The organism is Acidovorax sp. SRI_002 (assembly GCF_057586455.1).
On the sequence record NZ_JBYCZW010000004.1, the window covers coordinates 223,313 to 236,579 of the forward strand.

The 13,267-nt window shown below is 57.6% G+C and carries 16 protein-coding genes and 1 tRNA gene; 5 read left to right on the plus strand and 12 right to left on the minus strand.

What is annotated here, in order from left to right; all coding sequences use genetic code 11:
- Positions 1-8 precede the first annotated feature (8 nt).
- The 12 genes from nuoF to rpsO all read right to left on the minus strand — a co-directional run bounded on the left by nuoF (position 9) and on the right by rpsO (position 9,854).
- Positions 9-1,364 carry an NADH-quinone oxidoreductase subunit NuoF gene (gene nuoF / locus AC2YJX_RS12285; protein WP_218300594.1) on the minus strand — a complete coding sequence of 452 codons (1,356 nt, stop codon included), beginning with the start codon at positions 1,362-1,364 and terminating at the stop codon, positions 9-11.
- Complete coding sequence (gene nuoE, locus AC2YJX_RS12290; RefSeq protein ID WP_055393230.1) at positions 1,361-1,852, minus strand: NADH-quinone oxidoreductase subunit NuoE; 492 nt, start codon at positions 1,850-1,852, stop codon at positions 1,361-1,363. Before nuoE ends, nuoF begins: the two co-directional genes overlap by 4 nt.
- Positions 1,849-3,102: an NADH-quinone oxidoreductase subunit D gene (locus tag AC2YJX_RS12295; RefSeq protein ID WP_182119480.1), complete on the minus strand. Its 1,254-nt coding sequence runs from the start codon at positions 3,100-3,102 to the stop codon at positions 1,849-1,851. Before AC2YJX_RS12295 ends, nuoE begins: the two co-directional genes overlap by 4 nt.
- A 26-nt stretch (positions 3,103-3,128) precedes the next feature.
- Positions 3,129-3,737 (minus strand): NADH-quinone oxidoreductase subunit C, encoded by a 609-nt coding sequence (locus AC2YJX_RS12300; protein WP_055393297.1) that lies wholly within the window; start codon positions 3,735-3,737, stop codon positions 3,129-3,131.
- 10 nt (positions 3,738-3,747) lie between these two features.
- Positions 3,748-4,227 carry a NuoB/complex I 20 kDa subunit family protein gene (locus tag AC2YJX_RS12305; protein WP_007849129.1) on the minus strand — a complete coding sequence of 160 codons (480 nt, stop codon included), beginning with the start codon at positions 4,225-4,227 and terminating at the stop codon, positions 3,748-3,750.
- A 24-nt stretch (positions 4,228-4,251) separates the two neighbouring features.
- Positions 4,252-4,611, minus strand: a complete 360-nt coding sequence (locus AC2YJX_RS12310; protein WP_055393226.1) for an NADH-quinone oxidoreductase subunit A — start codon at positions 4,609-4,611, stop codon at positions 4,252-4,254.
- Positions 4,612-4,684: 73 nt separating this feature from the next.
- A tRNA-Leu gene (locus AC2YJX_RS12315) sits at positions 4,685-4,769 on the minus strand.
- A gap of 114 nt (positions 4,770-4,883) precedes the next feature.
- Positions 4,884-5,258 (minus strand): preprotein translocase subunit SecG, encoded by a 375-nt coding sequence (gene secG, locus AC2YJX_RS12320; RefSeq protein ID WP_055393223.1) that lies wholly within the window; start codon positions 5,256-5,258, stop codon positions 4,884-4,886.
- Positions 5,259-5,297: 39 nt separating this feature from the next.
- Positions 5,298-6,047: a triose-phosphate isomerase gene (gene tpiA / locus AC2YJX_RS12325; RefSeq protein WP_055393221.1), complete on the minus strand. Its 750-nt coding sequence runs from the start codon at positions 6,045-6,047 to the stop codon at positions 5,298-5,300.
- Positions 6,048-6,049: 2 nt separating this feature from the next.
- On the minus strand, positions 6,050-7,036 hold the full coding sequence (locus AC2YJX_RS12330) for an NAD(P)H-quinone oxidoreductase (protein WP_487256359.1): 987 nt from the start codon (positions 7,034-7,036) through the stop codon (positions 6,050-6,052).
- Between the two features lie 97 nt (positions 7,037-7,133).
- Entirely contained in the window at positions 7,134-9,380 is a 2,247-nt protein-coding gene (gene pnp, locus AC2YJX_RS12335; protein ID WP_228899345.1) for a polyribonucleotide nucleotidyltransferase, read from the minus strand.
- Positions 9,381-9,587: 207 nt separating this feature from the next.
- Entirely contained in the window at positions 9,588-9,854 is a 267-nt protein-coding gene (rpsO, locus tag AC2YJX_RS12340) for a 30S ribosomal protein S15 (RefSeq protein WP_005793232.1), read from the minus strand.
- A gap of 92 nt (positions 9,855-9,946) precedes the next feature.
- Between rpsO and AC2YJX_RS12345 the strand changes: the two genes are divergently transcribed.
- From AC2YJX_RS12345 to AC2YJX_RS12365, 5 genes are all read left to right on the plus strand, one after another.
- Positions 9,947-10,351, plus strand: a complete 405-nt coding sequence (locus AC2YJX_RS12345) for a hypothetical protein (RefSeq protein ID WP_487256197.1) — start codon at positions 9,947-9,949, stop codon at positions 10,349-10,351.
- A 121-nt stretch (positions 10,352-10,472) separates the two neighbouring features.
- Positions 10,473-11,003, plus strand: coding sequence for a GspH/FimT family pseudopilin (locus tag AC2YJX_RS12350; protein ID WP_487256360.1), 531 nt, complete (start codon positions 10,473-10,475; stop codon positions 11,001-11,003).
- Positions 10,994-11,602: a type IV pilus modification protein PilV gene (pilV, locus tag AC2YJX_RS12355; RefSeq protein WP_487256198.1), complete on the plus strand. Its 609-nt coding sequence runs from the start codon at positions 10,994-10,996 to the stop codon at positions 11,600-11,602. The genes AC2YJX_RS12350 and pilV overlap by 10 nt, the downstream gene beginning before the upstream one ends.
- Positions 11,603-11,605: 3 nt before the next feature.
- The gene (locus AC2YJX_RS12360; protein WP_487256199.1) at positions 11,606-12,496 is read left to right on the plus strand and encodes a PilW family protein; all 891 of its coding nucleotides are present in this window, start codon (positions 11,606-11,608) and stop codon (positions 12,494-12,496) included.
- Positions 12,497-12,514: 18 nt separating this feature from the next.
- Positions 12,515-13,261, plus strand: a complete 747-nt coding sequence (locus tag AC2YJX_RS12365; protein ID WP_487256200.1) for a pilus assembly PilX family protein — start codon at positions 12,515-12,517, stop codon at positions 13,259-13,261.
- Positions 13,262-13,267: the final 6 nt, after the last annotated feature.

Genomic DNA, 13,267 nt, shown 5'->3' on the forward strand with positions numbered 1-13,267 from the left:
TCTCGCGATCAGACGGAGGTCGCGGCCTGCGGGGCCTTGTTCCGGATCAGTGCCTCAAACTCGGGACGGAAATGTTTGATCATGGCGCGCACAGGCATGGCAGCGGCATCGCCCAGCGCACAGATCGTGCGCCCCTGGATGTTGTCTGCCACAGAATTGAGCAGGTCCAGATCGCCTTCGCGCCCCTGACCGTGCTGAATACGGTCGATCACGCGCCACATCCAGCCCGTGCCTTCACGGCATGGCGTGCACTGGCCACAGGATTCGTGGGAATAGAAGTACGACAGGCGCAGCAGACTCTCGACCATGCTGCGGGAATCGTCCATCACGATCACAGCGCCCGAACCCAGCATGGAGCCAGCCTTTGCAATGGAGTCGTAATCCATCGTGCATTCCATGATGATGGAGGCAGGCAGCACCGGGGACGAGGAGCCACCGGGAATCACTGCCTTGAGCTGGCGCCCCTTGCGCACGCCACCGGCCAGTTCGAGCAGCTTGGCAAAAGGCGTGCCCATGGGCACTTCGTAGTTGCCGGGCTTTTCCACATCGCCCGAAACCGAGAAGATCTTGGTGCCACCGTTGTTGGGCTTGCCACACTCCAAGTAGGCTTGGCCGCCATTGCGGATGATCCACGGCACGGCCGCGAAGGTCTCCGTGTTGTTGATGGTGGTGGGCTTGCCGTACAGACCGAAGCTGGCAGGGAACGGCGGCTTGAAGCGCGGCTGGCCCTTCTTGCCTTCGAGCGATTCGAGCAGCGCAGTTTCTTCGCCACAGATATAGGCACCGAAGCCATGCGCCGCATGCAGCTGGAAGCTGAAGTTGCTGCCAAGGATCTTGTCACCCAGGTAACCGGCTGCGCGCGCTTCTTCCAACGCTTCTTCAAAGCGGTCGTAGGTCTGGAAGATTTCACCGTGGATGTAGTTGTAGCCCACAGAGATGCCCATCGCGTAGGCCGCGATGATCATGCCTTCGATAACGATGTGCGGGTTGAACTGAAGAATGTCGCGATCCTTGCACGTGCCAGGCTCGCCTTCATCGGAGTTGCACACGAGGTACTTCTGGCCTGGGAACGAGCGGGGCATGAAGCTCCACTTGAGGCCGGTGGGGAAACCCGCACCGCCACGGCCGCGCAGGCCGGATTCCTTGACAGTGGCGATGACCTGGTCCTGCGTGAGCGGTTCACCGCCATCGGTGCCCAGGATCTTGCGCAGCGCAGCATAGCCGCCGCGCGCTTCGTAGTCCTTGATGCTCCAGTTCGCACCATCCAGGCCCGCGTAGATCTGCGGGTTGATGTGGCGGTCGTGGAAGCAGGTCTGGACGCCCGTGGCCTGGAACTGCGAGAGGATCTGTGCAGCGGTGGTCATGCTTGTCCCTCCGCCGCACGCAGGCCGTCGACCAACTGGTCGAGCTTGTCGTTGTCCATGAAGCTGCACATCGTGCGGTCGTTGACCAGCATCACGGGCGCATCGGCGCAGGCGCCCAGGCACTCACACTGCTGCAGGGTGAACAGGCCATCGGCCGTGGTCTCGCCCATGGTCACACCAAGCTTCTTTTCAAGGTGGTGCAGCGCCTTCTGTCCGTCGCGCAGCTGACAAGGCAAGTTGGTGCACACGTTGAGCTTGTACTTGCCCACCGGCTGCTGGTTGTACATGTTGTAGAAGGTCGTGACTTCATGCACGGCGATCTGGGCCATGCCCAGATACTCGGCAATCACCGCTTCACTTTCAGCACTGACAAACCCCTGCTCCTGTTGCACGATAGACAGGCAGGCCATCACTGCAGACTGCTTCTGCTCGGCGGGGTACTTGGCCACTTCACGCGCAAAACGCGCGCGGGTCGATTCGGTAATCATCGGTCAATCTCTCCGAACACGATATCCATGGTGCCAATGATGGCCACGGCGTCCGCAATCATGTGGCCGCGAGCCATTTCGTCCAGCGTGGCCAGGTGCGCGAAACCAGGCGCACGGATCTTGAGGCGGTACGGTTTGTTGGCGCCGTCGCTCACCAGGTAGATGCCAAACTCGCCCTTGGGATGCTCCACCGCAGCATAAGCCTCACCCTCGGGCACGTGAAACCCTTCAGTGAAAAGCTTGAAGTGGTGGATCAACTCCTCCATGTTGGACTTCATGGACTCACGAGCGGGCGCAGCCACCTTGTGATTGTCAGTAATGACAGGACCCGGATTGGCTTTGAGCCAATCCACACACTGCTTGATGATGCGATTGGATTCGCGCATTTCCTGCACGCGCACCAGATAGCGGTCGTAGCAGTCACCTGTCTTGCCCACGGGTACATCGAAGTCCACACGGTCGTAAACATCGTACGGCTGGGTCTTGCGCAGGTCCCAGGCAATACCGGAGCCACGGATCATGGGGCCGGTCATGCCCAGGTTCAGCGCACGCTCTGGCGGCACCACACCAATACCCACGGTGCGCTGCTTCCAGATACGGTTGTCGGTCAGCAGGGTCTCGTACTCATCTACGCAACCGGGGAAGCGCTTGGTGAAGTCGTCGATGAAATCAAGCAAAGAACCTTGGCGGTTCTGGTTCATGGCCTCCAGGGCCTTGGCGTTCTTGATCTTGCTGACCTTGTATTGCGGCATGGAGTCCGGCAGGTCACGGTACACACCGCCTGGACGGAAATACGCTGCATGCATACGCGCGCCAGAGACGGCTTCGTACATGTCGAACAGGTCTTCGCGCTCGCGGAAGGTATAGATCAGAATGGTGGAGCTGCCGCAGTCGTTGCCATGCGAACCCAGCCACATCAGGTGGTTCAGCAGGCGCGTGATTTCCGAAAACATCACGCGGATGTACTGCGCACGCAGGGGCACTTCCAGGCCCAGCAGCTTTTCGATGGCCAGGCAGTAGGCGTGCTCATTGCACATCATCGAAACGTAGTCCAATCGGTCCATGTAGGGCAGCGACTGGATGTAGGTCTTGTGTTCGGCCAGCTTTTCGGTGGCACGGTGCAGGAGGCCGATGTGCGGGTCGGCGCGCTGTACGACTTCGCCATCGAGCTCCAGCACCAAGCGCAGCACACCGTGCGCCGCCGGATGCTGCGGACCAAAGTTCAGGGAATAGTTCTTGATTTCAGCCATGGTGGTTCACATGGGGCGCGGGCGCCTTAGTGCAGGCCTCCGTACTTGTCTTCGCGGATGATGCGCGGCGTGATCTCCCGCGGCTCGATCGACACGGGTTCGTAAACCACCCGGCGCAGCTCTGCGTCGTAGCGCATCTCAACATGACCAGACAGCGGAAAGTCTTTGCGGAAGGGATGGCCAATGAAGCCGTAGTCGGTCAGGATACGGCGCAGGTCGTTGTGGCCGTCGAACACAATGCCGAACAGATCAAACGCTTCGCGCTCGTACCAGTTGGCGGAGTTCCACAGGTCGGAGACCGAGGCCACCACCGGAAAATCATCATCGGCGCAGAACACCTTGACCCGCACACGCTGATTCAGACTGACGGACAACAGGTGCGAGACCACGCAGTAGCGGGCTCCTTCACGCACGGCATCGGCATATGCCGAATAGTCCACGCCACACAAATCGATCAGTTGCTCAAAGCGGCAACCTTCAGCGTCACGCAACACGCGCATGGATTCGAGGTAATCAGCCGCATCAACGACCAAGGTGACCTCATCCAACGCCACTGTGATCTGACGCACCATCGCCCCCAGGGCGGCGGCAATATTGTCTTTGAGTTTTTCAGGCCGAATGGCAACAGCGGTCATCATCAACCCTTCAGACACGAGCAATGGTGTTGGTACGGCGAATCTTCTGCTGCAGCTGGATGATCCCGTAGATCAACGCCTCCGCCGTGGGCGGGCAACCTGGCACGTAGACATCCACCGGAACAATGCGATCGCAACCACGCACCACGGAGTAGCTGTAGTGGTAGTAACCGCCGCCGTTGGCACACGAGCCCATCGACAACACCCAACGCGGCTCGGACATCTGGTCGTACACCTTGCGCAACGCAGGCGCCATCTTGTTGCACAGCGTGCCGGCCACAATCATGAGGTCAGACTGGCGCGGGCTCGCGCGGAACACTTCCGCCCCAAAACGACCAATGTCGTAACGCGCCGCCGCAGCATGCATCATTTCGACGGCACAGCAAGCCAAGCCAAATGTCATCGGCCACAGAGAGCCGGTCTTGGCCCAATTCACCACCGAGTCGTAACTCGTGGTGATGAAGCCTTCCTTCATCACGCCTTCAATCATTGCATCATCCTTGTTGAGGCTCGCTCATTCCCAATCCAGGGCACCCTTTTTCCACTCGTAGGCAAAACCCACAACCAGAATGGCCAGGAAAATAACGACCGCCACGAAACCAGCGATCCCCACCTCATGCAGCGTCACCGCCCACGGGAAGAGGAATGCAATTTCGAGATCGAACAGAATGAAGAGAATGGCCACAAGGTAGTAGCGCACATCAAACTTCATGCGCGCATCCTCGAAGGCTTCAAAGCCACATTCGTAGGGAGAGTTCTTCGCGGCATCCGGGCGGTTGGGGCCCAGTATGTAGCCGAGTACAAGGGGGACAACGCCTACGGCGATGCCGACCAAGATGAACAAAAGGACGGGGAGGTACTGATCGAGGTTCATCTTGAGGATGTGCTCACCGCTGTGGCCTTGCCCGTCAGGACCCGAGCCGGGTCATGCAGGCAGGCCTTTGTTTTGGTGCCGTCGGCGAGACTCGAACTCGCACAGCTTTCGCCACTACCCCCTCAAGATAGCGTGTCTACCAATTTCACCACGACGGCTGATTTTTGCATCTGGATGGCATGAGGAACCTTGCGGTTTTGGCTTTCCAGACAATCCAGAATTCTACTCCGGAAAAACCCTGCTTCGGCTTACGGAGCCCAATTTAGTGCAGATTATTTGGTGGGGATCTGCGCTGCACCCGAGGCGGGCACGGCAGGAGCCACAGCAGCATCCGAAGCCGACAACGAAGGCGCACCTGCAGGCACTGCAGCAGCGGGATTTTCCAGCACGCTACCCGAACTGGCAGGACGCGCATTGCCGAAATAGGCCAGTGCCAGCGTTGCCACAAAAAACACCGCAGCCAGCACCGCCGTAGTACGCGACAAGAAGTTGGCGCTACCGCTGGCACCAAACAGGCTTCCGGAACTGCCACTGCCAAACGCTGCGCCCATATCGGCACCCTTGCCATGCTGGATCAGGATCAGGCCAATCATCCCCAAGGCCGTCAGCATCTGCACAGCCAACACCACATTCACGATCACGTTCATTCTCTGTTCACTCCTGATTGAATAGTTTGAAGGGCAGCCTCAACGGGCGGCCGCAATGATTTGAAGGAAATCGGGCGCTTTCAGCGAGGCACCGCCCACAAGGCCGCCATCGATATCCGGCTGGGAAAGCAACTGGGCGGCATTGGCCGCATTCATGCTGCCGCCGTACAGCAGGCGGATTCGATCCGCATGCTCGCTGGCCGCAGACAGCTGTGCCCGCAGCACTGCATGCACTGCCTGCGCCTGCTCAGGCGACGCCGTGCGGCCCGTGCCAATGGCCCAGACCGGTTCGTAAGCCACCACCACTTCGCTGATGCAGTGACCATTGAGGTGGATCACAGCCGCCAATTGACGCTTGACCACAACCTCGGTCTGCCCAGCTTCGCGCTCCTGAAGGGTCTCGCCCACGCAGACGATAGGCGTGATACCTGCCGCCAGTGCGCGTTGCGCTTTCTCGGCAACCACCACATCGGTTTCACCATGGTATTGGCGGCGCTCTGAATGCCCCACCAGCGCGTACCGCACACCAAAGTCTTTCAACATGGCGGCCGACACCTCTCCGGTGTAGGCACCTGCTTCGTGCTGCGATACATCCTGGGCAGCCACAGCCACCAAAGACCCCAACGCAGCAGCCTGCACCTGCGCCAGATAGGGTGCCGGCACCGCAACGGCCACGTCACAAACCGCGTCAGCCAGCCCCGCCAAGATGCCTTTCAGCAAAGCATCGTTGGCAGCCAGACTGCCGTTCATCTTCCAGTTACCTGCGATGAGTTTTCTCTTGTTTTTCATGATTACCACGTCAAAACAATCTTGCCAATGTGCTGATTTGACTCCATCAGCGCGTGGGCCTTAGCAGCCTCCGCCGCCGCAAATGTGCCGTGAATGACGGGCCGCACACGCCCCGCCACCAGCAGAGGCCACACATGCTCGCGCAATGCACGCGCAATCGCCCCCTTGAATGCCACAGAACGCGGACGCAAGGTGGAGCCAGTAATGGTCAGCCGGCGGCGCAGCACCAAACCCGCATTGAAGTCGCTCTTGATGCCACCCTGCACCGCAATGATGACAATGCGGCCGTCCTCAGCCAGGCACTGCACCTCGCGCGCCACGTAGTCACCTGCCACCATGTCCAGTACCACATCCACGCCTTTGCCCTGCGTGATGCGATTGGCTTCTGCCACAAAATCCTGCGTCTTGTAGTTGATGGCCTCGTGGGCCCCCAGCTGCAGGCATGCCGCACACTTCTCGTCGCTACCTGCAGTTGCAATGACCGTTGCGCCAAAGGCCCGCGCCAATTGAACAGCCGTCACACCAATACCACTGGTACCGCCTTGCACCAGCAGGCTTTCACCCGCCTGCAGATGCCCCCGATCGAACACATTGCTCCACACGGTGAAGAACGTCTCGGGCAGTGATGCAGCCTCAACATCGCTAAAGCCATCAGGCACCGGCAGGCACTGCACCACAGGCGCCACGCACCATTGGGCATAACCACCACCCGCCACCAGCGCACAGACGCGGTCACCCACCCGTATACCCGCCTCGGCCATGGCTGCAGCATCCCCCGACTCCACCACTCCCGCGACTTCCAGCCCCGGCAGGTCCGACGTGCCAGACGGAGGGGCATAGTGCCCCATCCGCTGAAGCACATCGGGGCGATTGATACCGCTGGCAGCGACACGGATCAGCAGCTCACCGACACCCGGCTGCGGCACGGTGCGCTCACCCAGGCGCAAGACCTCGGGCCCGCCAAAGGAAGTGATCTCGACAGCACGCATATTGCGATTCATGGGACGGTTAATTTTTGAGTGATTTTGGCTACGAGCGCTTTATTTAAAAGCGCAAGCAGCTACAAAATCAATAGCAAAAATCCGATCAGCCGACGATCTGCCCTGAACCGCTATCCGAAGGCAAGGACTGTTGCTGTTGCTGCTGATCCGCTGGCTGACGCCCCCCGTCACGACCGTGGTCGCGGCGTGGTTCGCGGTCGCCGCGCTCTGCTGGAGCAGGACGGTCGCTGCCGCCGGCAGGACGATCGGCCAGCACCTTCATCGACAGCTTGACGCGGCCCTTCTCGTCGGTTTCCATGACCTTAACCTTCACAATCTGGCCTTCGGTCAGGTAGTCACCCACGCGCTCAACGCGCTCGTGGGCAATCTGGCTGATGTGCAGCAGGCCGTCCTTGCCGGGCAGCAGATTGATCAGTGCGCCGAAGTCCAGAATCTTGGTCACAGGGCCTTCGTAGATCTTGCCAATTTCGACTTCAGCCGTAATTTGCTCGATGCGCTTCTTGGCCTCATCGGCCTTGGCTGCATCGGTGGCGGCGATGGTGATGGTGCCGTCTTCCTCGATGTTGATCTGGCAGCCGGTTTCTTCGGTCAGCGCACGGATCACCGCGCCGCCCTTGCCGATCACGTCGCGGATCTTCTCGGGGTTGATCTTCATGGTGTACAGCTTGGGCGCGAAGTTCGACACTTCGGTCTTGGCTTCACCCATGGCCTCTTGCATCTTGCCCAGGATGTGCATGCGCGCTTCCTTGGCCTGGGCCAGGGCTACCTGCATGATTTCCTTGGTGATGCCCTGGATCTTGATGTCCATCTGCAGCGCGGTAATACCGGCCGTGGTGCCCGCCACCTTGAAGTCCATGTCACCCAAATGATCTTCATCACCCAGAATGTCGGTCAACACGGCAAAACGGTTGGCATCCTTGATCAGGCCCATGGCGATACCCGCCACATGCGCCTTCATCGGAACGCCCGCGTCCATCAGCGACAGGCAGCCACCGCAGACCGATGCCATCGACGACGAGCCGTTGGATTCGGTGATTTCGGACACCACGCGCATGGTGTAGGGAAATTCTTCCTTCGTCGGTAACACGGCAATCAGAGCGCGCTTGGCCAGACGACCATGGCCGATTTCGCGGCGCTTGGTCGAACCCATGCGACCCACTTCACCGGTGGCGAAGGGAGGCATGTTGTAGTGCATCATGAAGCGGTCTTCATACTCGCCAGCCAGCGCATCAATGCGCTGAGCGTCGCGCTCGGTGCCCAGCGTGGTCACCACCAGCGCCTGGGTTTCGCCACGCGTGAAGAGCGACGAGCCATGGGCGCGAGGCAGTACGCTGCCACGGATTTCGATAGGGCGCACGGTGCGCGTGTCGCGGCCATCAATGCGGGGCTCACCAGCCAGGATCTGGCTGCGAACGATGCCGGCTTCGATATCGAACAGCATGCCTTCAACCTTGACAGCGTCGAACTCGACACCCTCAGCCTTCAAGGCTGCCATCACGGCCGCATAAGCTTCGCGGCAAGCCTGCGTGCGGGCTTGCTTGTTGCGGATCTGGTAGGCAGCGCGCAGCTTGTCGTCGGCCAGGGCCACCACCTTGGCGATCAGTGTTTCGTCCTTGGCAGGGGCTTCCCACTGCCATACGGGCTTGCCAGCATCGCGCACCAGTTCGTGGATGGCGTTGATGGCCACATTGCCTTGCTCGTGGCCAAACACCACGGCGCCGAGCATGATTTCTTCGGACAACTGCTGGGCTTCAGACTCCACCATCAGCACGGCGGCCTCGGTACCCGCCACCACCAGATCCATCTGCGAGTTCTTGCGCGCAGTCTGACCAGGGTTGAGCACGTATTCGCCGTTGATGTAGCCCACGCGTGCGGCGCCGATGGGGCCATTGAACGGGATGCCAGAGATGGCCAGGGCTGCACTGGTAGCGATCAGGGCTGCGATGTCAGCGTCCACTTCGGGGTTCAACGACACCGTGTGGATGACCACATGCACTTCGTTGAAGAAACCTTCGGGGAACAGCGGGCGGATCGGACGGTCGATCAGACGGCTGGTCAGGGTTTCGTGCTCGCTGGGCTTGGCTTCGCGCTTGAAGAAGCTGCCAGGAATCTTGCCTGCAGCGTAGGTCTTCTCGATATAGTCCACCGTCAGGGGGAAGAAGTCCTGTCCCGGCTTGGCACCCTTGGATGCCACCACGGTGGCCAGCACCACGGTGTCATCAATGTTCACCAGCACAGCGCCGGAGGCTTGGCGGGCGATCTCACCCGTTTCCATGATGACGGTCTTGTCACCCCATTGGAAGGTCTTGGTGACTTTGTTGAAAATGCTCATGTTCAGCTCCTGTTTTAATAGCTGGTAGCGCTCTACCAGATTGGCTTGGAGAGCAATTCAGAACACGATGCCATTCCAGGGAACCTGCACACCAACCCATGGCGGCAACTTCATTGGAATGACACAGCTTCGCTCTGTTTTGCGACTCCGAAGTAAAAAACGCCTGAGCTAGCGGACTAACCCAGGCGTTTTCGCATGCGATTGCAATTACTTGCGCAGACCCAGCTTGGCGATCAGCGCGGTGTAACGGTCAGCGTCCTTGGCCTTCAGGTAGTCCAGCAGCTTGCGACGACGGCTCACCATGCGCAGCAGGCCACGGCGACCATGGTGGTCCTTGGCATGCGTCTTGAAGTGGGGGGTCAGTTCGTTGATGCGGGCGGTCAGCAGGGCCACCTGCACTTCTGGGCTACCAGTGTCATTGGCAGCACGGGCGTTCGCCTTGACGACTTCGGCCTTGATGGAGGATGCGATCATTGTTTTTCCTTGATAAGGCCCGCAAAGGAAGCTGGGCCGTGGTTTTTACTTGCGCCAGCGGCTGGAACGGCTGCAGGCGTGCGTCTTGCACCATGCAAAACCGTCTGAGTATAACTCAGCCACATTTGCACCTTGCCAAGCACCATCCTCTCCAGAAACACTACACACATTCATTTTCGACCGAAAACCGCATGATGCAATCCGAGCACTCCCCCCACCACACCACTACTCACACCCTGCATCAGAGTCTGCTTGCCTTGCTGGCTGCAGGTATCGCGCTAACACTACTCACAGGCGTCGGCGTCGCGCAGGCCAAAGGCTCCACAGACGACAAAACCCATGTAGCCAAAACCTCTCCCAAGAAAAAAAGCGTGAGCAAGGTCACCTACCAGCGCAGCGCCTCTGAAGAGACGGCGGCTGAACGCGACCGTCGTATGTTCCGGGAGTGCCGAGGCTTACACAACGCCGGGGCCTGCAGGGGATACACACGCAAGTGACAGGCTGAAGCCCGCCTCTCGTCGGCGTGTAGGCGCCACCTGTCACCTGATCTGACTACCACGCACCTCATCTTCGTAGGATCACGATATGCAAGTACTACCCCCATCTCTTCCACCGCAAATGCAGACACGCTCTAGGCCAAGTCACGGATTCACGGCGATCGAATTGATGATTGTTGTAGCCATTGTGGCCGTTCTGGCAGCTTTGGCTGGACCAAGCTTTAGAGACTTGATGGACGGCTTCAGGGTCAGGGCTGCGACCGAAGAGATAACAAACAGTATTTATTTAGCCCGCTCAGAAGCAATCAAGCGGGGAGGGCTTGTCTCTGTGAGAAAGAATTGCGCCACCGGGACCGTCCAACAATGGGAATGTGGATGGATTGTTTTTACGGATGCAAATAATGATGGGATTCTGAATGGAACAGATACAGTCCTGCAGACGTTTCCAAACTTGCCTAATGTCAACGTTAACCACCTTTTCAATGGTGCATTTTACAAAGTGGATCGCTGGGGACAGATCAACGGACTTGGGGCTGCCAGTTTCAGCGTCACACCCCAGCCGCTGGGCGTAGCGTCGAGGCATGCAACAGCTCTGTGCATTTCTTCAGGTGGCCGCATTAAAGCAACGAAAGGAGCAACCACATGTCCGTGAAAAATAACCAACAACGCGGCGTCAGCCTGATCGAATCGCTTGTTGCTATTGTCGTTACAGCGCTAGGCATTCTGGGCATTCTGGGGGTACAACTTCGTACACTAGCAGACACACAGACAGGGGTACGACGTGCGCAAGCCATTCGACTGATTGAAGACTTGAGCGAACACGCCAAGGTGAACCCCAATGCCCTAGGAAACTTCAACAGCTACTTAATGAACTGGGGCGCAACACCTACAGCACCTGTTGATTGCAAAACTGCACCCTGCAACTCTCAACAGCTGGCCCTCTATGACGTCTCACGCTGGCGTCAGGCTGTTACCAACGCACTTCCCAATTCGGATGTCAATGTCTTTATTGTTCCAGATGAAACCGTTGCAAACAACAATCGACAATTGGGGGTTATGGTTAGCTGGCGAGAAAACGAGAAGGATACGGGAACAGGCGCTGTCTTCAAAATTACAAACACAGAGACAGGCAATGTTTCCTGCCCGGCAAACAGCATCTGCCATCTTCAATACATTCAACTGACAGCCCGTTGCGCGCCCTACACAATGGGAGGCCCGACCTTGCCGCAGACTTTTTGCCCTGGAGTCTGAACAATGAAAAATAACCATCTCCCAAGGTTCAAAAATCCAACCACTCAATATGGTGCCACACTGGTGGAGTTATTGGTTGGAATTACCATCGGCCTTATGACGATTGCCGTTGCCGCCAGTGCACTGATGATTTCGCGCGGGGTATCTGGCACTGTGACTGATGCCAGCCAAATTCAACAACAAGCCTCTTATATCTTTCGCATTATTGGACAGCAACTGCGGCAAGCAGGTTCGATGCGCCTGGATCTGGCTGCCAATAAGGGGCCTGCTGATCCCATTGACGCGGCAGATGTTGTTGCTTTCACTCCAGATATATCACTTCACTCACTGACAGCATCTACACCGCCAATCTCTGGAAAAGACTCACCAACAGCGTCTGAATACAAACTCTCTGTGGCTTATCAGAACTATGCGGAGCCGAGCTTCACATCTGCATCCAGCGTGTCATTTTTCCGCGACTGCCTTGCCAACGCACCAAATTTACCGGTAGCCCCCCTCGAACAAAACATCATTCAAAGTCAGTTCGTGGTGCAAAGCGAGGAGTTTCGCTGCAATGGAACAGGAGTGGGATCACAAGCGTTGGCCCGCAATATCGCAGACTTCCAAGTCAACTACCTTCGGCAAACGGATAGCAGTACAGGTACTCCGAAAATTCAGACCGTCAATGCAACCACGATTGGAACGGCCTGGAATACTGTTTATGGAGCGGATGTATGCATCGTACTTTATGGCGATGAACCTATCGATATGCCCGCCGGTAGCTCCTACACTGGCTGTGATGGCACTGCCGTCAATATGAGCAGCACCGGCACACTTCCGGCCAATCGAAAAAATCGCCTTCACATGACCTTTCGCACCACATACCAGTTGCGAAGCCAAGGGCTGACGGGCTGATTACGGACAATGATCATCATGCAAAGCATGTCAAAAAAATCCCATCAAATACAACGTGGCATTTCTCTATTCGTAGTAATAGTTATTGTCATGCTCTCAGCTTTACTGGCAATGTGGGGATCCAGAACCTCTCTGTTTAATGAAATGATCGTTGGGAACGACGCCGACTATCAGCGAGCTTTTGAAGCAGCGCAAGCGCTCATCCAAGATGCAGAATTCGACATCCGTGGTGAGCGACCAGATGGGACCGCCTGCGTCCCGGCCGCAGGTAAACCCGAGGTATGCAGGGTTCCTGACGCGGTAGTAAATAAAGTGTGGATACCCACGGAAGACAAGGAAATTGGGGACATCTTAAGCGAACTGGATGGTGCAACTACAAAATGTATCAAAGGAATATGCCTGAAACGTACAGGCAATCAGGATTTCTGGAATGACAAGACCACATTGACTGCACTAATGGTGGATGGTGTTGGGGCGCGCTATGGCCAATTTACTGGCGCCGAGGCAGGCAGCAAAAGCAATCCAATCCTGAAATTAAATCAGCCAGGAGATGATGCCACCAAAGGCGGCTGGTACTGGATTGAAATTCTTCCCTACGATAACAATGCAGGGAATACAGGCCTTATCACCAATGGCTCCAACAGCCTTGCACTAAACCTCCTTCCAAGCGTCGCATACCGCATCACTGCCGTAGCTCGTGGGCTTAAACCGAGTACGCAGGTTGTGCTGCAGTCAACTTTTGTTCGTCAGAAAATGAAAAACTGACAGGAG

Coding starts and splice junctions, on each gene's coding strand:
- nuoF (WP_218300594.1), bottom strand. CDS start 1,364: ATGACCACCGCTGCACAGATCCTCTCGCAGTTCCAGGCCACGGGCGTC.
- nuoE (WP_055393230.1), bottom strand. CDS start 1,852: ATGATTACCGAATCGACCCGCGCGCGTTTTGCGCGTGAAGTGGCCAAG.
- AC2YJX_RS12295 (WP_182119480.1), bottom strand. CDS start 3,102: ATGGCTGAAATCAAGAACTATTCCCTGAACTTTGGTCCGCAGCATCCG.
- AC2YJX_RS12300 (WP_055393297.1), bottom strand. CDS start 3,737: ATGACCGCTGTTGCCATTCGGCCTGAAAAACTCAAAGACAATATTGCC.
- AC2YJX_RS12305 (WP_007849129.1), bottom strand. CDS start 4,227: ATGATTGAAGGCGTGATGAAGGAAGGCTTCATCACCACGAGTTACGAC.
- AC2YJX_RS12310 (WP_055393226.1), bottom strand. CDS start 4,611: ATGAACCTCGATCAGTACCTCCCCGTCCTTTTGTTCATCTTGGTCGGC.
- secG (WP_055393223.1), bottom strand. CDS start 5,258: ATGAACGTGATCGTGAATGTGGTGTTGGCTGTGCAGATGCTGACGGCC.
- tpiA (WP_055393221.1), bottom strand. CDS start 6,047: ATGAAAAACAAGAGAAAACTCATCGCAGGTAACTGGAAGATGAACGGC.
- AC2YJX_RS12330 (WP_487256359.1), bottom strand. CDS start 7,036: ATGCGTGCTGTCGAGATCACTTCCTTTGGCGGGCCCGAGGTCTTGCGC.
- pnp (WP_228899345.1), bottom strand. CDS start 9,380: ATGAGCATTTTCAACAAAGTCACCAAGACCTTCCAATGGGGTGACAAG.
- rpsO (WP_005793232.1), bottom strand. CDS start 9,854: ATGATCGCATCCTCCATCAAGGCCGAAGTCGTCAAGGCGAACGCCCGT.
- AC2YJX_RS12345 (WP_487256197.1), top strand. CDS start 9,947: ATGCAAAACCGTCTGAGTATAACTCAGCCACATTTGCACCTTGCCAAG.
- AC2YJX_RS12350 (WP_487256360.1), top strand. CDS start 10,473: ATGCAGACACGCTCTAGGCCAAGTCACGGATTCACGGCGATCGAATTG.
- pilV (WP_487256198.1), top strand. CDS start 10,994: ATGTCCGTGAAAAATAACCAACAACGCGGCGTCAGCCTGATCGAATCG.
- AC2YJX_RS12360 (WP_487256199.1), top strand. CDS start 11,606: ATGAAAAATAACCATCTCCCAAGGTTCAAAAATCCAACCACTCAATAT.
- AC2YJX_RS12365 (WP_487256200.1), top strand. CDS start 12,515: ATGCAAAGCATGTCAAAAAAATCCCATCAAATACAACGTGGCATTTCT.